Source organism: Pseudorhodoferax sp. Leaf265, from assembly GCF_001422365.1.
In the GTDB taxonomy this organism is placed as follows: Bacteria; Pseudomonadota; Gammaproteobacteria; order Burkholderiales; family Burkholderiaceae_C; genus Pseudorhodoferax.
Genome location: NZ_LMMT01000034.1, coordinates 310815 through 330595 on the forward strand (window position 1 = coordinate 310815; position 19781 = coordinate 330595).

A 19781-nucleotide genomic window follows, 5' to 3' on the forward strand; every position below is an offset into this window, starting at 1 on the left:
ATGCCACCCACGACCGCGGCGCCAACGTCGGCGCCCGAGGCGCGTCACCTCTCGCCCGGCCGCCGCGCCTGGCAGCGCTTTCGTCGCAACAAGCTGGGCTTCTGGAGCCTGGTGGTCTTCACCACGCTGGTGGTGCTGAGCCTGTTCGCCGAGGTGCTGTCCACCGACAAGCCGCTGGTCGTGCGCTACGAGGGGCAGACCTACTACCCGCTGCTGCGCGACTACTCCGAGAAGGTTTTCGGCGGCGACTTCGAGACGCCGGCCGACTACCTCGATCCCTTCATCCGCGGGCGCATCACGGCCGGCGACAACTGGGCCGTCTATGCGCCCAACCCCTACGGCCCGCGCACGCTGAACTACTTCGCGGGCAAGCCGAATCCGGCCGCGCCCTCGGCGCAGAACTTCTTCGGCACCGACGACCGCGGCCGCGATTTGCTGGCCCAGCTGATCTACGGCTTTCGCGTGAGCGTGCTGTTCGCGCTCGCGCTGACCGTGATCGGCGTGGTGCTGGGCGTGGTGACGGGTGCCATCCAGGGCTACTTCGGCGGCAAGACCGACCTCGCGTTCCAGCGCTTCATCGAGATCTGGGGCTCCATGCCCGAGCTGTACCTGCTCATCATCTTCAGCGCCATCTTCGCGCCCAGCGTGGCGCTGCTGCTGGTGCTGCTGTCGCTGTTCGGCTGGATGGGGCTGTCGGACTACGTGCGGGCCGAGTTCCTGCGCAACCGGCAAATGGATTACGTGCGCTCCGCCCGCGCGCTGGGCGTTTCCAGTGTGCAGATCATGTGGCGCCACATCCTGCCCAACTCCATGGTGCCGGTCGTGACCTTCCTGCCGTTCCGCATGAGCGCGGCCATCCTGGCGCTGACCTCGCTCGACTTCCTGGGCCTGGGCGTGCCGCCCGGCACACCCTCGCTGGGCGAACTGCTGAGCCAGGGCAAGGCCAACATCGACGCCTGGTGGATCTCCATGTCCACCTTCGCCGTGCTGGTGCTGACCTTGCTGCTTCTGACCTTCATGGGCGACGCGCTGCGCGATGCGCTCGATCCGCGAAAGGCCGAGAAATGACCCAGCCTTTGTTGCTGAACGCCAAGCAGCTGCAGGTCTCCTTCGGCGGCCACACCGTGGTGCATGGCGTGGACTTCGCGCTGGCCCCCGGCGAGAAGCTCGCGCTGGTGGGCGAGTCCGGTTCCGGCAAGACCGTCACGGCGCTGAGCCTGCTGCGCCTGGTGCCGGATGCGCAGGTGGCCGGCCAGGCCCTGTTCCAGAGCCGCGCAGGCTGGATCGACCTCGTGAGCCTGCCCGAGCGCGATCTGCGCGCGATCCGCGGCCAGGAGATCGCGATGATCTTCCAGGAGCCGATGACGGCGCTGAACCCGCTCTACACCGTGGGCGAGCAGATCGCCGAGGTGCTGCAGCTCAAGCAGGGCCTGCTGCGCGGCGAGGCCTGGCGCGAGGCCGTGCGCCTGCTCGGCGACACCGGCATTCCCGAGCCCGAGCGCCGCGCCGGCACCTACCCGCACCAGCTCTCGGGCGGGCAGCGCCAGCGCGCCATGATCGCGATGGCGCTGGCCTGCAAGCCCGCGCTGCTGCTGGCCGACGAGCCCACCACCGCGCTGGACGTGACGCTGCGCGGCCAGATCCTGGATCTGCTCTCCGAGCTGCAGCGCAAGAACGGCATGGCCGTGCTCCTGATCACGCACGACCTGAACCTGGTGCGCCGCTTCGCCGACCGCGTGGCCGTCATGGAGGCCGGCCACATCGTGGAGCAGGGCGCAGTCGAGGAGGTCTTCGCCCAGCCCAAGCACCCCTACACGCGCCGGCTCATCGACAGCCGGCCGCAGCGTGACGTGCAGGAAGCGCCGGCCGAGGGCGCACCCGTGCTGCGCGCCGGCGGCATGCGCGTGAGCTACCCGGTCGTGCTGCCCGGCATCGCGGGCTGGTTCCGCAAGGGCCGCTTCGAAGCCGTCAAGGGCGCGGATTTCGCCGTGCCGCCGGGCCGCACGCTGGGCGTGATCGGCGAGTCCGGCTCGGGCAAGTCCACGCTGGCGCTCGCGGCGCTGGGCCTGCTGCCGTTCAAGGGGCAGCTGGAGGTGGCCGGCGGCGCCTGGGGCGGCGGGCGCCGCGCCGAACTCGCGTTGCGCCGGGCCGTGCAGGTGGTGTTCCAGGACCCGTTCTCCTCGCTCTCGCCACGCATGACCATCGAGGAGATCGTCGGCGAGGGCCTGCGCGTGCACGCACCCGAGCTCACGCCCGAGCAGCGCCGCCCGCGCGTGCAGGCCGCGCTGGCCGATGTGGGCATGCGGGCCGAGCGCTTCCCCGGCCTGCTGCAGCGCTACCCGCACGAGTTCTCGGGCGGCCAGCGCCAGCGCATCGCGATCGCGCGCGCGCTGATCGTCGAGCCCCAGCTGCTGGTGCTGGACGAGCCCACCAGCGCGCTGGACGTGACGATCCAGAAACAGGTGCTCGAGCTGCTACAGAAACTGCAGCGTTCGCGCGGCCTGGCCTACCTGCTCATCACGCACGATGTGGACGTGGTGCGGGCCATGGCGCACGAGGTCATCGTCATGAAGGACGGCGCCATCGTCGAATCCGGGCCGGCCGGCCGGCTGCTGGACCACCCGGAACACCCCTATACGCGCAGCCTCGTGGCAGCTGCCGCACCTGTGGGTGTACACAGCGTGACAAATCTGGGCTAGAATGCGCGCTTCACGACCAAATGGGCGGGTAGCTACCGGCCCATTTTTTTTGGTCGCTTGATTTTGAGACTTGCGCAAGCAAATACGTAAATCGTGTTTGGCGTGAGTCGTGTTTGGCGTTTGTCGTTTGGGTTGAAGGAGAGCCGTGGCATTGCAGGAGCTGGTGACCAAGACTGTCGAAGGTCTGGGATACGACTTGGTGGAGATCGAGCGCTCTGCCGGGGGCTTGCTGCGCATCACGATCGACCACCCCTGGACGCCTGGCACCGACAAGGGGGCCGAGCAATTCGTCACGGTGGAAGACTGCGAGAAGGTCACGCGCCAGCTGCAATTCGGCCTGGAGGTCGAGGGCGTGGAGTATCGCCGGCTCGAAGTGTCCTCCCCCGGCATCGATCGCCCGCTGCGCAACGAAGCCGATTTCGAGCGCTTTGCCGGCGAGCTGGTCGACCTCACGCTCAAGGCACCGCTGGGCGCCGCGGCCGATGGCCAGGTGTCCGCCAACCGCAAGAAGTTTCGCGGCCGGCTCGAACGTGGGGCGGCTGCCGCCGAGGGTCAGCCCTCGCAGTGGCAACTGCTGTGGAGCGAAGAGCCGCCCGCGGCCAAGCCGGGGCAGAGGCCTTCACGCAAGAAGCAGGAGCTGCCCGTGCACGTGCTGGGCTTCACGCTGGACGAGCTGCGCGACGCCCGCTTGGCGCCGGTGGTGAATTTCAAGGGCCGTGGCAACAGCGCGGCCGCCGAAGAATGAAGGGACGCCCCCGGATGTCCCCGCAACGAATGAAGACTGCAGGAGAAGCATGACATGAACCGCGAAATGCTGATGTTGGTCGACGCGATCTCGCGCGAGAAGAACGTGGAGCGCGATGTCGTGTTCGGCGCGGTCGAGGCCGCCCTGGCCCAGGCCACCAAGAAGCTGTACCAGGGCGAAGTGGACATCCGTGTGGCGGTGGACCGCGACAACGGGGTCTACGAGACCTTCCGCCGCTGGCTGGTCGTGCCCGATTCCGCCGGCCTGCAGAACCCCGAGGCCGAGGAGCTGTACTCCGACGTCAAGGAAGACATCGCCGACATCGAAGAGGGCGACTACATCGAAAAGCCGGTGGAGTCCGTGCCGATCGGCCGCATCGGTGCCATGGCCGCCAAGCAGGTGATCCTGCAGAAGATCCGTGACGCCGAGCGCGAGATGCTGCTCAACGACTTCATGAGCCGCGGCGACAAGATCTTCGTCGGCACCGTCAAGCGCATGGACAAGGGCGACATCATCGTGGAGAGCGGCCGTGTCGAAGGCCGGCTGCGCCGCAGCGAGATGATCCCCAAGGAAAACCTGCGCACGGGCGACCGCGTGCGGGCCATGATCATGGAGGTCGACCTCACGCTGCGCGGCGCGCCCATCATCCTGTCGCGCTCCTCGCCCGCTTACATGGTCGAGCTGTTCCGCCAGGAAGTGCCCGAGATCGAGCAAGGCCTGCTGGAGATCAAGTCGTGCGCCCGCGATGCCGGTTCGCGGGCCAAGATCGCCGTGGTCTCGCACGACAAGCGCGTCGACCCGATCGGCACCTGCGTCGGCGTGCGCGGCACGCGTGTCAATGCGGTCACCAACGAGCTGGCCGGCGAGCGCGTGGACATCGTGCTGTGGAGCGAAGACCCGGCACAGTTCGTGATCGGCGCGCTGGCCCCGGCCAATGTGTCCTCCATCGTCGTCGACGAGGAACGCCATGCCATGGACGTGGTGGTCGACGAGGAGAACCTCGCGATCGCCATCGGCCGCGGCGGCCAGAACGTGCGCCTGGCCGCCGAGCTGACCGGCTGGAAGATCAACATCATGGACGCCGCCGAATCGGCGCAGAAGCAGGCCGAGGAGACCGACTCCAGCCGCAAGCTGTTCATGGAAAAGCTCGATGTGGACGAAGAGATCGCCGACATCCTGATCTCCGAAGGCTTCACCAGCCTCGAAGAAGTGGCCTATGTGCCGCTGCAGGAAATGCTGGAGATCGAAAGCTTCGACGAAGAGACGGTCACCGAGCTGCGCTCGCGCGCCAAGGATGCGCTGCTGACCATGGAAATCGCCAAGGAAGAAGGCGCAGAAGGGGTGTCGCAGAACCTGCGCGACCTCGAAGGCCTGTCGGCCGAGATGATCGACAAGCTCCAAGCGAACGGGGTGAACACCCGCGACGATCTGGCCGATCTGGCCGTCGACGAACTCACAGATATCACAGGCCAGTCCGCGGACGAGGCCACGGCCCTGATCATGAAGGCGCGCGAGCACTGGTTCTCCAGCGACGCCGCTTCGCATGAGTAATGGCTATGAAAGGTTGCGCAGTACATGTCCACCACCACCGTCGCTGAATTCGCTACTGAGCTGAAGAAGCCCGCCGAAACCCTGCTGGAACAGCTCAAGGGTGCCGGCGTCGCCAAGACCTCATCCGCCGATACGCTGTCCGAGACCGACAAGCAAAAGCTGTTGAGCTACCTGCAGGCCAGCCATGGCACGCAGAGCGCCGACCGCAAGAAGATCACGCTGGTCAAGAAGTCGACTACCGAGATCAAGCAGGCCGATGCTTCGGGCCGTGCCCGCACGATCCAGGTCGAGGTGCGCAAGAAGCGCACCTTCATCAAGCGCGACGACGCCGCCGAAGGCGAAGTGCAGGTCGAAGGCAACGAGGAAGCCGAACGCGCCGCCGAGCGTGAAGAGGCCGAACTGGCCCGCCGCGAGGAAGAAGCGCGCGAGCAGGCTGAAGCCCTGCGCCGCCAGGAAGAAGAACTGGCCGAGCAGCGCCGGGCGCGTGAAGCGCAGGAGCGCCGCGACCGCGAAGCCGCCGAGAAGGCCGAGCGCGAAGCCGCTGCCGCGGCTGCTGCCGCCGAGGCCGCGCGCAAGAGCGCCGAGCAGGCCCAGGCCCAGGCTGACGCCGCCCGTGCGGCCGAGGCCAAGCTTGCCGGTGCACCGGCAGCAGCCACTCCTGCACCTGCAGCCGCCCCGGCGCCTGCAGCAGCCCCCACCGCCGCCGCCACGGCCCAGGCCGACAAGGCCGCCGCCGCCGCTGCCGCGTCCAAGGCCCGTGCCGAGGAAGAAGCTGCGCGTGCCAGCGAACTAGCCGAGCGCCGCCGCAAGGCCGAGGCCGAGGCGGCCGCCATCCGTTCCATGATGGCCGCGCCCAAGAAGGTGCTGATCGCCAAGAAGGAAGAGCCCAAGCCCGTCGCCAAGCCGGTCGAAGCCGCCAAGCCCGGCGTCAAGGGCACGCTGCACAAGCCAGCCACGCCCGGCGGCGTGCGCCCGGCCGTGGGCGCGCGCCCGGGTGCTCCGGCGCCAAGCGGCCCCGGCGGTGCCGGCAAGGAAATCAAGTCGGCCAAGACGTCTTCCGCCTGGGCCGGCGATCCGGCCAAGAAGAAGGCCATCCCGACGCGCGGCGACTCCAGCGGTGGCGTGGGCCGTGGCAACTGGCGCAGCGGCCCGCGTGGCCGCCGTGGCGACAGCCGCGACCAGCGCGACGACCATGGCCAGTCGGCACCGGCCGAGGCGCGCGTCATCGAAGTGCACGTGCCCGAGACCATCACGGTTTCCGAGCTCGCGCACAAGATGTCGATCAAGGCGTCCGAGGTCATCAAGCACCTCATGAAGCTGGGCCAGATGGCCACCATGAACCAGCCGCTGGACCAGGACACGGCCATGATCGTGGTCGAGGAGATGGGCCACAAGGCCGTCGTGGCGGCACTGGACGATCCGGAAGCCTTCACCGAAGACGAAGCGCAGGGCCAGCAGGCCGAAGCGCTGCCGCGCGCACCGGTGGTCACCGTCATGGGCCACGTGGACCACGGCAAGACCTCGCTGCTGGACCGCATCCGCACCGCCAAGGTGGCCGCGGGCGAAGCCGGCGGCATCACGCAGCACATCGGCGCCTACCACGTCGACACGCCGCGCGGCATGGTGACCTTCCTGGACACCCCGGGCCACGAGGCCTTCACGGCCATGCGTGCCCGTGGGGCCCAGGCCACCGACATCGTGATCCTGGTGGTGGCGGCCGACGACGGTGTCATGCCGCAGACCAAGGAAGCCATCAAGCACGCCAAGGCGGCGGGTGTTCCGATCGTGGTCGCGATCAACAAGATCGACAAGCCCGATGCCAACAGCGAGCGCGTGCGCAGCGAACTGGTCGGCGAGCAGGTCGTGCCTGAAGAGTTCGGCGGCGATTCGCCGTTCGTCGAAGTCTCGGCCAAGACCGGCAAGAACATCGACGCGCTGCTCGAGCAGGTACTGCTGCAGGCCGAAGTGCTGGAACTGAAGGCACCGGTGGCCGTGGCCGCCAAGGGCCTGGTCATCGAAGCCAAGCTGGACAAGGGCCGCGGCCCAGTCGCCACCGTGCTGGTGCAGTCCGGCACGCTCAAGATCGGCGACGTGGTGCTGGCCGGCTCGACCTCGGGCCGCGTGCGCGCCATGATCGACGAAGACGGCCGCCCCTCCAAGGAAGCCGGCCCGTCGATCCCGGTGGAGATCCAGGGCCTGACGGAAGTGCCGCAGGCCGGCGACGAGTTCATGGTCATGGCCGACGAGCGCCGTGCCCGCGAGATCGCCACCTACCGCGCCGGCAAGTTCCGCAACACCAAGCTGGCCAAGCAGCAGGCCGCCAAGCTGGAGAACATGTTCTCCGACCTGTCGGCTGGCGAAGTCAAGGTCCTGCCCATCATCCTCAAGGCCGATGTGCAGGGTTCGCAGGAAGCGCTGGCGCAGTCGCTGCTCAAGCTGTCGACCGACGAGGTCAAGGTGCAGATGGTCTACACCGGCGTGGGCGGCATCAGCGAGTCCGACATCAACCTGGCCATCGCTTCGAAGGCCGTGGTCATCGGCTTCAACGTGCGAGCCGACGTCGGTGCGCGCAAGCTGGCCGAAGGCAACGGCGTCGACCTCAAGTACTACAGCATCATCTACGACGCCGTGGACGAGCTGAAGACTGCGATGTCCGGCATGCTGGCGCCCGAGAAGCGCGAAGAGATCATCGGCCATGCCGAGATCCGCACCGTGTTCGTGGCCACCAAGATCGGCACGATCGCCGGTTCCTACGTGCTCGACGGCGTGGTGCAGCGCAATGCCCACTTCCGCCTGCTGCGCGACAACGTGGTCATCTACACGGGCGAGGTCGAGTCGGTCCGCCGCATGAAGGACGACGTCAAGGAAGTGCGCGAAGGCTTCGAGTGCGGTATCAAGCTGCGCAACTACAACGACATCCGCGAAGGCGACCAGCTCGAGCTGTTCGAAATCAAGGAGATCGCCCGTACCCTGTAAGGGGTCGGGGAGGAGTACGCCATGCCCGCGAAGAAATCCGCAGCACCCAACCGCAGCCTGAAGGTGGCCGACCAGATCCAGCGCGATCTGACGGAGATCATCGCGCGCGAGCTCAAGGATCCGCGCGTGGGCATGGTCACCGTGCAGGCCGTCGAGGTCACGCCGGACTACGCCCATGCCAAGGTGTTCTTCACCGTGCTGGTGGGTGATCCGGCCGAGAGCGAGGCAGCGCTGAACCAGGCTGCCGGCTTCCTGCGCAACCATTTGTTCAAGCGCCTGCACATCCACACCGTGCCGACGCTGCATTTCCAGTTCGACCGCACGACCGAGCGTGCGTCGGACATGAACGCGCTGATCGCGCGTGCCGTCGCTTCGCGCTCCAAAGACGACTAGCCCATGCAAGCGCCACGCACCAGGGTGCAGCGGCGCCCTGTGCATGGGGTGTTGCTGCTTGACAAGCCGCTGGGGTTCTCCAGCAACGACGCCTTGCAGAAGGCGAAGTGGCTGCTGCGCGCCGAAAAAGCCGGCCACACCGGCACGCTGGACCCGCTGGCCACCGGCGTGCTGCCGCTGTGCTTCGGCGCGGCCACCAAGTTCAGCCAGCTGCACCTGGACGCCGACAAGACCTACGAAACCACCGTGCGCCTGGGTGTCACGACGACCACGGCCGATGCCGAGGGCGATGTCATCCAGCAGCGGCCCGTGGCATGCAGCCTGGGCCAGGTGGTTGAGGTGCTGGACCGCTTCATGGGCCCGATTGCCCAGCTGCCGCCCATGCACAGCGCGCTCAAGAAGGACGGCAAGGCGCTGTACGAGTACGCGCGCGCCGGCGTGACCGTGGAACGCCAGCCGCGCAACGTGGTCATCCACGAGCTCGAGCTGCTGGACGCGCAATTGCAGGGCGATGCGCCGCAGTTGCGCCTGCGCGTGCAGTGCTCCAAGGGGACCTACATCCGCACGCTGGGCGAAGACATCGGCGAGGCATTGGGCTGCGGCGGCCATCTGGTGGCGCTGCGCCGCGTGGCCACCGGCCCGTTCGAGGCCGCGCAGTGCATCACGCTGGCCGAACTCGAAGCCCTGCCCGAGAACGAGCGCCTGGCACGGCTGCTGCTTTGCGAAGCCCTGTTGCCACAACACACGCGCGTCACCTTGTCCGAGCAGGATGCGGGGCGCTTTTTGTCGGGCATGCGCAGGCGCGGTGCCTGGCCCGACGCCGATGCCGCCGCGGTCTTCGGCGACCAACCGCACGCCCTCCTGGGCACCGCCCATGTCAAGGCCGGGGAGCTGATCCCCTCCCGGCTGCTGAGCCCGACCGAAATCCAACAGATCCTGGAAACCCAACCATGAGCAAACAGATCCGCAACATCGCCATCATCGCCCACGTCGACCATGGCAAGACCACCATGGTCGACCAGCTGCTGCGCCAGAGCGGCACCTTCGCCGAGCACGAGAAGGTCGTCGACACCGTGATGGACAACAACGCCATCGAAAAGGAACGCGGCATCACCATCCTGGCGAAGAACTGTGCCGTGACCTGGAAGGGCACGCACATCAACATCGTCGACACCCCGGGCCACGCGGACTTCGGCGGCGAGGTGGAACGCGCGCTGTCCATGGTCGACGGCGTCGTGCTGCTGATCGACGCGCAGGAAGGCCCGATGCCGCAGACGCGCTTCGTGACCAAGAAGGCGCTGGCGCTGGGCTTGAAGCCCATCCTGGTCGTGAACAAGGTCGACAAGCCGGGCGCGCGCCCGCAGCACGTGGTGAACGCCGCGTTCGACCTGTTCGACAAGCTCGGCGCCACCGACGAGCAGTTGGACTTCCCCGTGGTCTACGCCTCGGGCATCAATGGCTGGTCCTCGCTGGAAGAGGGCGCACCGGGCGAGCAGTGGGGCACCGACATGTCGGCCCTGTTCGACACCGTGCTCCAGCATGTGCCCTCGCAGAAGGGCGACCCGGCCGGGCCGCTGCAGCTGCAGATCTCGGCGCTGGACTTCTCCACCTTCGTCGGCCGCATCGGCGTGGGCCGCATCAGCCAGGGCACGATCAAGCCCATGATGGACGTGCTCGTCATGGAAGGTCCGGACGGCAAGTCCTACAAGGGCCGCGTGAACCAGGTGCTGACCTTCCAGGGCCTGGACCGCGTGCAGGCCACCGAGGCCGGCCCTGGCGAGATCGTGCTGATCAACGGCCTGGGCGACATCGGCATCGGCGTGACCATCACCGATCCGGCCAACCCCGCGCCGCTGCCCATGCTCAAGGTCGACGAGCCCACGCTGACCATGAACTTCTGCGTCAACACCAGCCCGCTGGCCGGCCGCGAAGGCAAGTTCGTGACCAGCCGCCAGATCTGGGACCGCCTGCAGAAGGAGCTGCAGCACAACGTGGCGCTGCGCGTGAACGAGACCGACGAGGAAGGCGTGTTCGAGGTCATGGGCCGCGGCGAACTGCACCTGACCATCCTCTTGGAGAACATGCGCCGCGAAGGCTACGAGATGGCCGTTTCCAAGCCGCGCGTGGTGTTCCGCACCATCGATGGCGAGAAGCACGAGCCGATCGAGCTGGTCACGGCCGACATCGAAGACCAGCACCAGGGCGGCGTGATGCAGGCCCTGGGCGAGCGCAAGGGCGAACTCGTGAACATGGAGCCGGACGGCCGTGGCCGCGTGCGCCTGGAGTACCGCATTCCGGCGCGTGGCCTGATCGGCTTCACCAACGAGTTCCTGAACCTGACGCGCGGCTCCGGCCTCATCAGCAACATCTTCGACAGCTACGAGCCGCACAAGGGCGAGATCGGCGGCCGCAAGAACGGCGTGCTGATCTCCATGGACGACGGTGAGATCTTCACCTACGCCCTGGGCAAGCTGGACGACCGCGGCCGCATGTTCGTGCGCGCCAACGACCCGGTGTACGAAGGCATGATCGTCGGCATCCACAGCCGCGACAACGACCTCGTGGTCAACGCCACGCGCACCAAGCAGCTGACCAACTTCCGCGTCTCCGGCAAGGAAGATGCCATCAAGATCACGCCGCCCATCGACCTCACGCTGGAGTACGGCGTCGAGTTCATCGAGGACGACGAACTGGTCGAGATCACGCCCAAGAGCGTGCGCCTGCGCAAGCGCCACCTGAAGGAACACGAGCGCAAGCGCGCCAGCCGCGAAGCCTGAGCGGCGCCCTAGGGTTAACCCTTGAAACGGCCTCCGGATCTCCGGAGGCCGTTTTGCTTGCGTGTCCGGAAGGCCGGAGAAGTGGCCTGCCGACGGGCCGGAATTTCTTTGGGGATCAACGACTTGCCGCGTTGTCCAGGGTGGCACGGGCATTGCGAAGTGGTTTCTTTCCTACCTCAAAGAGACAAGCCATGGACCCTGTCGCCAAGCCCCGCCCGTTCTACCGCTCGCTGTACTTCCAGGTCATCACCGCCATCGTGATCGGTGTGTTGCTCGGGCACTTCTATCCCGACACCGGCGCCGCCATGAAACCGCTGGGCGACGGCTTCATCAAGCTGATCAAGATGATCATCGCGCCCATCATCTTCTGCACGGTGGTGGTCGGCATCGCCGGCATGGAGGACATGAAGCGCGTCGGCAAGACCGGCGGCTACGCGCTGCTGTACTTTGAGATCGTCAGCTCCATCGCGCTGGTGGTGGGCCTGGTCATCATCAACATCGTCAAGCCCGGCGCGGGCATGAACGTGGACGTGAGCCAGCTCGACACCAAGGCGATCGCGGCCTACACCCAGCCCGGCCAGATGCAGGGCACGGTGGACTTCATCCTGCACGTGATCCCGAGCACCGTGGTCGATGCCTTCGCCAAGGGCGAGATCCTGCAGGTGCTGCTGTTCTCCGTCATGTTCGGTTTCGCGCTGCACCGCTTCGGCGGCCGCGGCACGCTGGTGTTCGACTTCATCGAGAAGTTCTCGCACGTGCTGTTCGTGATCGTCGGCTACATCATGAAGGTGGCCCCCATCGGCGCCTTCGGTGCCATGGCCTTCACGATCGGCAAGTACGGTGTGGGCTCGCTGGTCCAGCTGGGCCAGCTCATGGTCACCTTCTACGCCACCTGCCTGCTGTTCGTCTTCGGCGTGCTGGGTGCCATCGCCCGCGCGCATGGCTTCTCGGTCTGGAAGTTCATCAAGTACATCAAGGAAGAGCTGCTGATCGTGCTGGGCACCTCGTCCAGCGAATCGGTGCTGCCGCGCATCATGGCCAAGCTGGAGAACCTGGGCGTGCGCAAGTCCACCGTGGGCCTGGTCGTGCCCACGGGCTACTCGTTCAACCTGGACGGCACCTCGATCTACCTGACCATGGCCGCGGTGTTCATCGCCCAGGCCACCAACACGCCGCTGGACATCACGCACCAGATCACGCTGCTGCTGGTGTTGCTGCTCACGAGCAAGGGCGCCGCCGGCGTCACGGGTTCGGGCTTCATCGTGCTGGCGGCCACGCTGTCGGCCGTGGGCCATGTGCCGGTCGCGGGCCTGGCGCTGATCCTGGGCATCGACCGCTTCATGTCCGAGGCGCGTGCGCTGACCAACCTGATCGGCAATGGTGTGGCCACCGTGGTGGTGGGCAAGTGGACCGGCGATCTGGACACCGCCCGCATGCAGGCGGTGCTCAACAACGAAACGCCGGCCGAGTCGGACAGCCCCGAGGCCGTGCTCGACGCGGTGGACCACCACATGCCCGCATCGGCGCAGGCGACGGGCAACGCGCGGGCCTGATCGCAGGGCCCGATCGCAACTTGGTGCAAGATGGGGGCAGGGCGCCGGGGCCGGCGTCCGCATCCGTCCTTTGCACCAGGAGACAAGCCATGGCAAGCAGCAAGACCGGCATCGACACCGAAGCCTTGATCGCCCAGTACGAGCAGGCCACCAACAAGCAAAGCCAGGCCCTGCGCCAGGCCGTGCACGACACCACGCTCAAGGCCTTGCAGCAGCGCGAGCTCACGCTCAAGGCGATCAAGGAGGTGGTCAAGTCCGTGACCGAGGCCGCGGCCCAGGGTGCGGCGCGCAACACCCATGGCGTGGACGTCGACGCCATGCTCGCGCAGACCGTGGCCGGTGTCGACGACGCCGTGCGCCAGGCCGTGCAGGCCAGCCAGCGCGCCTTGCAGCAGCTGCTGGACCAGGGCCTCGATGTGCGCGAGAAGCAGGTCAAGAAGGCCATGGACGACATCGAGAAGATGGAGGACATGGTGTTCCAGACCATGCGCAAGGCCACCAGCAGCGCCGCGCTGGCGCCCATGCAGGGCGCCTGGGCCCAGGCCCTGATGCTGTTCGGCCAGGGCGACAGCGCCACCGGCCAGGCCGCGAGCGAAGCCGTGGAGCAGCTGCTGGCCAAGGCCCAGGCGGCAGCGCGCGAAGGCCGCGCCTTCAACCAGCGTGCGGCCCAGGCCATGATGGACCACTACGCCACGCTGGTCAGCGGCGTGCTGATCGGCATGTCCGAGGCCATGGGCGCGGCATCGGCCAGCGCGGCCAGGCCTGCGCCCGCGCGCAAGAGCCGCTGACGGGAGCGCGATGGCGGACAGTCCGGCCCAGCCCGCCCGCCCACTGCGCCTGAACGCGCGCCTGGCGGCGCGCACCGCCACCGCCGCGCTGCTGATCGGCCTGGCCGCCTGGGCCGGCAGCTGGCTCGCCATGCGCCAGGGCCTGGCCGCGCTGGAGCAGGTGGCGGCCCAGCGGCTGGAGGTGGCGGCCACGCGCCTCGACGCACAACTGGCACGCTTCGACTTTCTGCCCTCGCTGCTGGAGACCTCGCCCGAGGTCATGCAGTTCTTCATGCATCCCGGGGACGGCCAGCGCGCCTACGGCGTCAACCTGTACCTGCAGTCGCTCAACGCCATCGCGGGTTCCGACAACCTGTATCTGGTCGACCGCAGCGGCACCGCCATCGCCGCGGCCGACTTCGCGCTGCCCGGCACGCCGTACGGGCGCGACCTGTCGTACCGTCCCTATGTGCGCGACGCGCTGGCCTCCGGCCGCGGTCACTTCTACGGCCTGGGCGTGACGACGGCGCGCGCGGGCTACTACCTGTCGTATGCGCTGCCTTCGCAGGGCGCCGCTTTGGGCCTGGCCACGGTCAAGGTCGATCTGGCCGGCATGGAGCAGGAATGGCGCCAGCTGCCAGGGCCCGTGCTCGTGGTGGACGAGCACCAGGTCGCGATCCTGTCGAGCCGGGACGACTGGCGCTGGCGTCCGCTGGTCGCGCTGACGGACGCGGCCCGCGCCGAGGCCGCCGCCGCGCGGCGCTACGGGCCCAGTTCGCTGGCGCCGCTGGGCTGGCGCGACCGCGCCGAGGGCGACGGCCAGGCCCGCCGCGTCCAGGTCGACGGCCGGCGCTGGCTGGCCAGCACGCGCCAGGTGCACCAGGGCCGCTGGCAGCTGATCCTGCTCGACGACGAGGCGGCCGTGCGTGCCAGCGCGCGCAACTGGGCCTTCAGCGCCGCACTGGCGATGGCATTGCTGCTGGCCGCCGGCGCCTTGCTGGCCGCGCGCCGCCGCGCGATCCGCCAGCACCTGGCCAGCCGCGCCGCGCTGCAGCGGGCTCACGACGCGCTGGAGCGCAAGGTGGCCGAGCGCACGGCGGCCCTGCAGGCCGCGCAGGACGAACTGGTGCACGCCGGCAAGCTCGCCGTGCTGGGCCAGCTCTCGGCCGGCCTCGTGCACGAACTCAACCAGCCGCTGGCCGCGTTGCAGACCGTCTCGGACAACGCCGACCAGCTGATCCAGCGCAACCGGCTGGACGAGGCGCGCGACAACCTGGCCCGCATTGGCCGGCTGGTGGGCCGGCTCAAGCGCCTGTCCTCGCAGCTGCGCCTGTTCGCAAGCAAACCGGCCGACATCCTTGGCAGCGTGGAATTGCTGCGCCTGGTGCAGGAGTTGCAGCAGCAGCTTGCGCCGCGCCTGCAGGAGGGCGGCATCGTGCTGTCGCTGGAGGGCCTGCCCGCCACGTTGGCCGTGGCCGGCGACGAGAGCCGCATGGAGCAGGTGCTGGCCAACCTGCTGGGCAACGCCATCGACGCGCTGCAGGGCTGGCCCGGGCCGCGCCGCATCGAAGTGGTCGCCACGGTGGCGGACGGCCGCGCCCGCGTCGCGATCCGCAACAATGGGCCTTTGATTGCAGACACCGTCCTGGCCCGCATGTTCCAGCCCTTCATCACCACCAAGCCGGCCGGCAAGGGCATGGGCCTGGGCCTCATGGTCTCGGCCCACCTCGTGCGCGAGTTCGGCGGCACGCTCAGCGCGCACAACCTGGCGCCCACCGGCGCCGAATTCGTCATCGACCTGCCGCTGCGGCGCGCCGACCTGGCATGACGGCCGGGCTGCACCCGATCCGCGTCGTCTTCGTCGAGGACGACGAGGACGTGCGCGCCGGCAGCGCCCAGGCGCTGGAACTCGCGGGCTTCGCCGTGCAGGGCTATGAGTCGGTGGAAGCCGCGCGGCCCCATGTCGCGGCCGGCATGCCGGCCGTGGTGGTCAGCGACGTGCGCCTGCCCGGCACCAGCGGCGTGGAGTGGCAGGCCGAACTGCGCCGGCTCGACGCCGAACTGCCCGTGGTGCTGATCACCGGCCACGGCGACATCGCCATGGCCGTGCAGGCCATGCGCGAGGGCGCCTACGACTTCCTCGAAAAGCCCTGCAGCTCCGAGCAGCTGGCCGCCGTGGTGCGCCGCGCCGCCGACAAGCGCCAGCTGGCGCTGGAGGTGGCCTCGCTCAAGCGCCAGCTGGAAAGCTGGCCCGGCATCCAGGCCACGCTGCTGGGCCGCTCGGCCGCCATGCAGCGCGTGCGCGCGCTGGTGCGCACGCTGGCCGCCGCGCCGGCCGACGTGGTGCTCTATGGCGAGACCGGCACCGGCAAGGACCTGGTGGCGCGCTGCCTGCACGAACACAGCGCGCGCCGCCAGGCGCACTTCGTCCCTGTCAACTGCGCCGGCCTGCCCGAGTCGCTGGTGGACAGCGAGATCTTCGGCCACGAGGCCGGCGCCTTCACGGGCGCCACGCGCCGGCGCATCGGCAAGTTCGAGCATGCGCACGGCGGCACGCTGTTCCTGGACGAGATCGAGGGCATGCCGCTGCCCGTGCAGGCCAAGCTGCTGCGCGCGCTGCAGGACCGCAGCATCGAGCGCCTGGGCTCCAACCAGTCCGTACCGGTGGACTGCCGCGTGGTCGCCGCCAGCAAGGAAGACCTGCGCGTGGCCTCCGAGCAGGGCCGCTTTCGCAGCGACCTGTACTACCGGCTCGGCGTGGCCTTCATCGCGCTGCCGCCGCTGCGCGAGCGGCGCGAGGACATCCCGCTGCTGTTCGAGCACTTCGTGCTGCAGGCCGCGCGCCGCTACGAATTGCCGGCGCCGCTGGTCACGCCCGAGATCCTCACGGTGTTGATGGCCCACCGCTGGCCCGGCAACGTGCGCGAGCTGCGCAACGTGGCCGACCGCTACGTGCTGGGCCTCATGGACGAGGAGCAGGCGCGGCTGCTGGGCGAGGGCGCGCCCGCGAGCAGCCTGCCCGAGCAGCTCGAGCAGATCGAGCGCGTGCTGGTGTCCGAAGGCCTGCGCCGCGCGCATGGCGACGTGGGCGCCACGGCCAGCGCGCTGGGCATCGCCAAGCAGACGCTGTACGACAAGCTCAAGCGGCTGCGCCTGGACGCAGCCGCCTACCGCGCGGCCGAGTGAGCGCTGTCAGGCGTACTTGCCGGTCAGTCCGCCATCGACCACCAGCTCCGTGCCGGTCACGTAGGCGGCCGCGTCCGACAGCAGGAAAGCGCAGGCATGGGCCACGTCCCAGGCCGTGCCCATGCGCTGCATGGGCACCTGGCGCGCGCGGGCCGCGCGCGCTTCGTCCAGGCTGCTGTCCGAGAACATCTTCGCCACGGTGCCCGCGATGCGCGGCGTGTCGATCAGCCCGGGCACCACGGTGTTGGCGCGGATGCCCTGGCCCGCGTACTGCTGCGCCACCATGCGCGTGAACTGCGTGACGGCCGCCTTGGTCACGCTGTAGCCCAGGTGCGGGTAGCCCACGTAGCGCATGCCGGCCACCGAGGAGATGGCCACCAGCGCGCCGCGCCCGCGCGCGGCCATGGCCGGCAAGACCTGCCGCGCGCACAGCAGCAGGCTGCGCACGTTGACGGCGTGGATGCGGTCGAAGTCCTCGGCGCTGGTCTCCATCGGGCCGCCGGTCTTGCCGATGCCCACGTTGTGGTGCAGCGCATCGACGGGGCCGAAGCGGTCGCGTGCGGCCGCGAACAGGCGCGCCACGTCGGCCTCGACCGCCACGTCGCCGACCAGGGTCTCGGCCTCGCCACCCTCGGCGCGGATCAGCGCCGTGGTCTCGGCCGCGGAGTCGGCGTCGCGGTCGGCCACGCAGACGCGCGCACCCAGGCGCGCATAGGTCACGCACGAGGCGCGGCCGATGCTCCAGCCCGGGCCGGCCGAGCCGCCACCGGCGACGAAGACCACGCGGCCCGTCAGGTCCAGGGGCAGGGCTGCCGTCATGCCGCGGCGCCCGGCGCCTTGCCCACGAAGGGGATGGCGTGCTCCACCGTGTCCCAGATGAAGCGGCCCGAGGGGCTTTGCTGCTCCTCGACGATGTGGGCCACGAGGCCGGCCGCGCGCGAGACCACGGCGAAGCCGCGCATCACGTTGGTCGGCACGCCGATCTCGCCCAGCAGCGCGGCCACGGCGCCGGTCGCGTTGATGGTGATGGGCCGGCCGGCGACCTCGTCGACGGCTTGGGACAGGGTCTCCAGCGCGCGGATGCGGTCGCCCTTCAATTCAGGCTCGGCGCGGCCCAGCTCCAGCAGCTTGTAGGCGCGCGGGTCCACCGGCTTGTGCAGGTGGTGGCCGAAGCCCGGCACGGCGCCCTTGATCTCCTTGTAGTGGCGGGCGATCTGCAGCGCCTCGGCACCCGGGTCGGCCGCGGCGGCGATGCGTTCGAGCAGCGGCGCGCAGTTCTCCATGGTGCCGACGAAGGAGCTGCCCACGGCCAGCAGGCCCGCGGCCACGGCGCCCTGCAGGTTCTCGGGCGCACTCATGTAGATCAGGCGCGTGGCGATCGCGCTGGGCGTGAGGCCGTGCTCCATGAGCACGATCAGCACCACGTCGCAGATGCGCATGTCCACCGGGCGCGGCGGGCGCTGCAGGATCTGCATGAGCATGACCTCGGTGAAGCTGCGTTGGCCCATCAGGTCTTCGACGAGGTTGGCGTCGCCGTAGTGCAGGCTGGTCAGCGTGTGCGTGCACAAACGGGTCTCGGGGGTCTTGGTCTTCATGCGTGTCTCCTTGGAAATCAATCAATCGGCTGCCAGCGCAAGTTCGCGCACGGCGTTCTTGAGCACCTTGCCGACCGGCGAACGCGGCAGGCTGGCATGGAAATGGACGCGCTTGGGCGTGGCCACCGGGCCCAGCCGTTCGCGCACGAAGGCGGTCAGTTCGGCCTCGCTCGCCTGCTGGTCCGGGCGCAGCTGCACGGCGGCATGCACGGCCTCGCCCCATTTGTCGTCGGGCACGCCGAACACGGCGCACTCGTGCACGGCCGGGTGCTGGCCCAGCGCGTTCTCCACCTCGATCGGGTAGACGTTGAAGCCGCCCGTGATGACCATGTCCTTGAGCCGGTCCTTGAGGTAGAGCATGCCGCGTGCGTCGATGAGGCCGCGGTCGCCCGTGTGCAGCCAGCCGTCCACGATGGTCTCGGCGGTCTTCTCCGGCAGGCGCCAGTAGCCGCTCATGACGAGGTCGCCGCGCGCGACCACCTCGCCCACTTCCCCGCTGGGCAGCAGGCGGCCGTCCGGCGCCATGATGGCCACGTCGCTGAACCAGGCCGTGCGGCCGACCGAGGCCCAGTTGGCCTCGTCTTCGAAATCCTCGGGCTGCAGCACGGTCAGGATCTGCGGCGCCTCGGTCTGGCCGTAGGTCGTGGCCAGCACCGGGCCGAAGAAGGCGCGCACCTCGCGGATCTTCTCGGGTGGCATGGGCGCGCCGCCGTAGATCAGCCGGCGCAGCCGCGGGAAGTCGGCGCGGCTGGCACCGGGCTGGGCCATCAGCATGTAGACGAGCGTGGGCGGCATGAAGGCCACGGTGCCGCCGCGTTCGCGGAAGGCGGCGCGCACGGCCGCGGCGCCGCTGCCCTCCAGCAGCACATGGCAGCCGCCCTGGGCCAGGATGGGCAACAGGTAGGTGGAGGTGCCGTGCGTGACCGGCGCGGCCAGCACGTAGCGCTCGTCCTCGGTGAAACCCCAGCAGTGGATCTGGTTGGCGATGTTGGCCATCCAGGCGCGGTAGGGCTGCATCACGCCCTTGGGCGCGCCGGTGGTGCCGCCTGTGAACTTGATGGCCTGGATGGCGTCGTCGGGCAGATCGATGGTGGGAAGCGGCGCGCCCGCGTGGCGCGCCAGCAGGGTGGCCACGGTGTCGCCGCCGGCCGGGGCCTGGTCGGTCCACAGGCGCTGGCCGGGCGCGCCGTCGAGCAGGGCGGCGCAGTCGGCGTCCAGCACCAGGATGCTGGGCTCGGTCGCGTCCACCAGGCGGCGCAGCTCGGGCCGCGTGCTCTTGGGGTTCAGCGGCACCCACACCTTGCCGCAGGCCAGCACGGCCAGCAGCGCGGTGATGTGGGCCACGCTGTTGTGTGCGCAGATGCCCACGCGGCTCTGCGGCGCGGGGTCGATGGCGGTGAATGCGGCAGCCAGCGCGCGCACGCGTTCGGCCAGTTCGGCGTAGCGCAGGCTGCCCTCGGGGGCGTCGATGGCGGTGCGCGCAGGCCAGCGGGTGGCGGCACGCCAGAAGAAGTCGATCGGGTACATGGGGTTCTCAGT

The 19781-nt window shown here is 69.0% G+C and carries 15 protein-coding genes; 12 read left to right on the top strand and 3 right to left on the bottom strand.

Annotated features, from left to right (window positions below; translation table 11 throughout):
- The 12 genes from ASF45_RS22980 (at position 1) to ASF45_RS23035 (ending at position 16647) form a co-directional block, all read left to right on the top strand.
- Positions 1-1068, top strand: coding sequence for an ABC transporter permease (locus tag ASF45_RS22980; RefSeq protein ID WP_056668438.1), 1068 nt, complete (start codon positions 1-3; stop codon positions 1066-1068).
- Entirely contained in the window at positions 1065-2699 is a 1635-nt protein-coding gene (locus tag ASF45_RS22985) for an ABC transporter ATP-binding protein (RefSeq protein WP_056668441.1), read from the top strand. Before ASF45_RS22980 ends, ASF45_RS22985 begins: the two co-directional genes overlap by 4 nt.
- 145 nt (positions 2700-2844) lie before the next feature.
- Complete coding sequence (gene rimP / locus ASF45_RS22990) at positions 2845-3444, top strand: ribosome maturation factor RimP (RefSeq protein ID WP_056668444.1); 600 nt, start codon at positions 2845-2847, stop codon at positions 3442-3444.
- A gap of 54 nt (positions 3445-3498) precedes the next feature.
- The gene (gene nusA / locus ASF45_RS22995; protein ID WP_056668448.1) at positions 3499-4995 is read left to right on the top strand and encodes a transcription termination factor NusA; all 1497 of its coding nucleotides are present in this window, start codon (positions 3499-3501) and stop codon (positions 4993-4995) included.
- Between the two features lie 24 nt (positions 4996-5019).
- The gene (gene infB, locus ASF45_RS23000; protein ID WP_056668452.1) at positions 5020-7971 is read left to right on the top strand and encodes a translation initiation factor IF-2; all 2952 of its coding nucleotides are present in this window, start codon (positions 5020-5022) and stop codon (positions 7969-7971) included.
- Positions 7972-7992: 21 nt separating this feature from the next.
- Entirely contained in the window at positions 7993-8364 is a 372-nt protein-coding gene (gene rbfA, locus ASF45_RS23005; protein WP_056668454.1) for a 30S ribosome-binding factor RbfA, read from the top strand.
- Between the two features lie 3 nt (positions 8365-8367).
- Positions 8368-9318: a tRNA pseudouridine(55) synthase TruB gene (gene truB / locus ASF45_RS23010; protein ID WP_056668456.1), complete on the top strand. Its 951-nt coding sequence runs from the start codon at positions 8368-8370 to the stop codon at positions 9316-9318.
- Positions 9315-11141 carry a translational GTPase TypA gene (gene typA / locus ASF45_RS23015; RefSeq protein WP_056668459.1) on the top strand — a complete coding sequence of 609 codons (1827 nt, stop codon included), beginning with the start codon at positions 9315-9317 and terminating at the stop codon, positions 11139-11141. Before truB ends, typA begins: the two co-directional genes overlap by 4 nt.
- A 191-nt stretch (positions 11142-11332) precedes the next feature.
- Positions 11333-12694, top strand: coding sequence for a dicarboxylate/amino acid:cation symporter (locus tag ASF45_RS23020; RefSeq protein WP_056668463.1), 1362 nt, complete (start codon positions 11333-11335; stop codon positions 12692-12694).
- Between the two features lie 89 nt (positions 12695-12783).
- Entirely contained in the window at positions 12784-13482 is a 699-nt protein-coding gene (locus ASF45_RS23025; protein ID WP_056668466.1) for a DUF6781 family protein, read from the top strand.
- Between the two features lie 10 nt (positions 13483-13492).
- Complete coding sequence (locus ASF45_RS23030) at positions 13493-15289, top strand: ATP-binding protein (protein WP_056668468.1); 1797 nt, start codon at positions 13493-13495, stop codon at positions 15287-15289.
- On the top strand, positions 15286-16647 hold the full coding sequence (locus ASF45_RS23035; protein ID WP_056668471.1) for a sigma-54 dependent transcriptional regulator: 1362 nt from the start codon (positions 15286-15288) through the stop codon (positions 16645-16647). Before ASF45_RS23030 ends, ASF45_RS23035 begins: the two co-directional genes overlap by 4 nt.
- Before the next feature lie 6 nt (positions 16648-16653).
- Here ASF45_RS23035 and ASF45_RS23040 read toward each other — a convergent pair whose 3' ends face one another.
- Genes ASF45_RS23040 through ASF45_RS23050 form a run of 3 tightly spaced genes read right to left on the bottom strand, consistent with a single transcriptional unit; the run spans position 16654 to position 19769 of the window.
- A complete protein-coding gene (locus ASF45_RS23040) occupies positions 16654-17466 on the bottom strand; it encodes an SDR family NAD(P)-dependent oxidoreductase (RefSeq protein ID WP_056668474.1) in 813 nt (270 codons plus the stop codon).
- The gene (locus ASF45_RS23045; RefSeq protein ID WP_056668477.1) at positions 17463-18242 is read right to left on the bottom strand and encodes a citryl-CoA lyase; all 780 of its coding nucleotides are present in this window, start codon (positions 18240-18242) and stop codon (positions 17463-17465) included. The genes ASF45_RS23040 and ASF45_RS23045 overlap by 4 nt, the downstream gene beginning before the upstream one ends.
- Before the next feature lie 21 nt (positions 18243-18263).
- A complete protein-coding gene (locus tag ASF45_RS23050) occupies positions 18264-19769 on the bottom strand; it encodes a class I adenylate-forming enzyme family protein (RefSeq protein ID WP_056668480.1) in 1506 nt (501 codons plus the stop codon).
- Between the last annotated feature and the right edge of the window lie 12 nt (positions 19770-19781).

Excerpts from the sequence above, each read along its gene's own strand:
- ASF45_RS22980 (WP_056668438.1), top strand. The coding sequence starts at position 1 with ATGCCACCCACGACCGCGGCGCCAACGTCGGCGCCCGAGGCGCGTCAC.
- ASF45_RS22985 (WP_056668441.1), top strand. The coding sequence starts at position 1,065 with ATGACCCAGCCTTTGTTGCTGAACGCCAAGCAGCTGCAGGTCTCCTTC.
- nusA (WP_056668448.1), top strand. The coding sequence starts at position 3,499 with ATGAACCGCGAAATGCTGATGTTGGTCGACGCGATCTCGCGCGAGAAG.
- infB (WP_056668452.1), top strand. The coding sequence starts at position 5,020 with ATGTCCACCACCACCGTCGCTGAATTCGCTACTGAGCTGAAGAAGCCC.
- rbfA (WP_056668454.1), top strand. The coding sequence starts at position 7,993 with ATGCCCGCGAAGAAATCCGCAGCACCCAACCGCAGCCTGAAGGTGGCC.
- truB (WP_056668456.1), top strand. The coding sequence starts at position 8,368 with ATGCAAGCGCCACGCACCAGGGTGCAGCGGCGCCCTGTGCATGGGGTG.
- typA (WP_056668459.1), top strand. The coding sequence starts at position 9,315 with ATGAGCAAACAGATCCGCAACATCGCCATCATCGCCCACGTCGACCAT.
- ASF45_RS23020 (WP_056668463.1), top strand. The coding sequence starts at position 11,333 with ATGGACCCTGTCGCCAAGCCCCGCCCGTTCTACCGCTCGCTGTACTTC.
- ASF45_RS23025 (WP_056668466.1), top strand. The coding sequence starts at position 12,784 with ATGGCAAGCAGCAAGACCGGCATCGACACCGAAGCCTTGATCGCCCAG.
- ASF45_RS23030 (WP_056668468.1), top strand. The coding sequence starts at position 13,493 with ATGGCGGACAGTCCGGCCCAGCCCGCCCGCCCACTGCGCCTGAACGCG.
- ASF45_RS23035 (WP_056668471.1), top strand. The coding sequence starts at position 15,286 with ATGACGGCCGGGCTGCACCCGATCCGCGTCGTCTTCGTCGAGGACGAC.
- ASF45_RS23040 (WP_056668474.1), bottom strand. The coding sequence starts at position 17,466 with ATGACGGCAGCCCTGCCCCTGGACCTGACGGGCCGCGTGGTCTTCGTC.
- ASF45_RS23045 (WP_056668477.1), bottom strand. The coding sequence starts at position 18,242 with ATGAAGACCAAGACCCCCGAGACCCGTTTGTGCACGCACACGCTGACC.
- ASF45_RS23050 (WP_056668480.1), bottom strand. The coding sequence starts at position 19,769 with ATGTACCCGATCGACTTCTTCTGGCGTGCCGCCACCCGCTGGCCTGCG.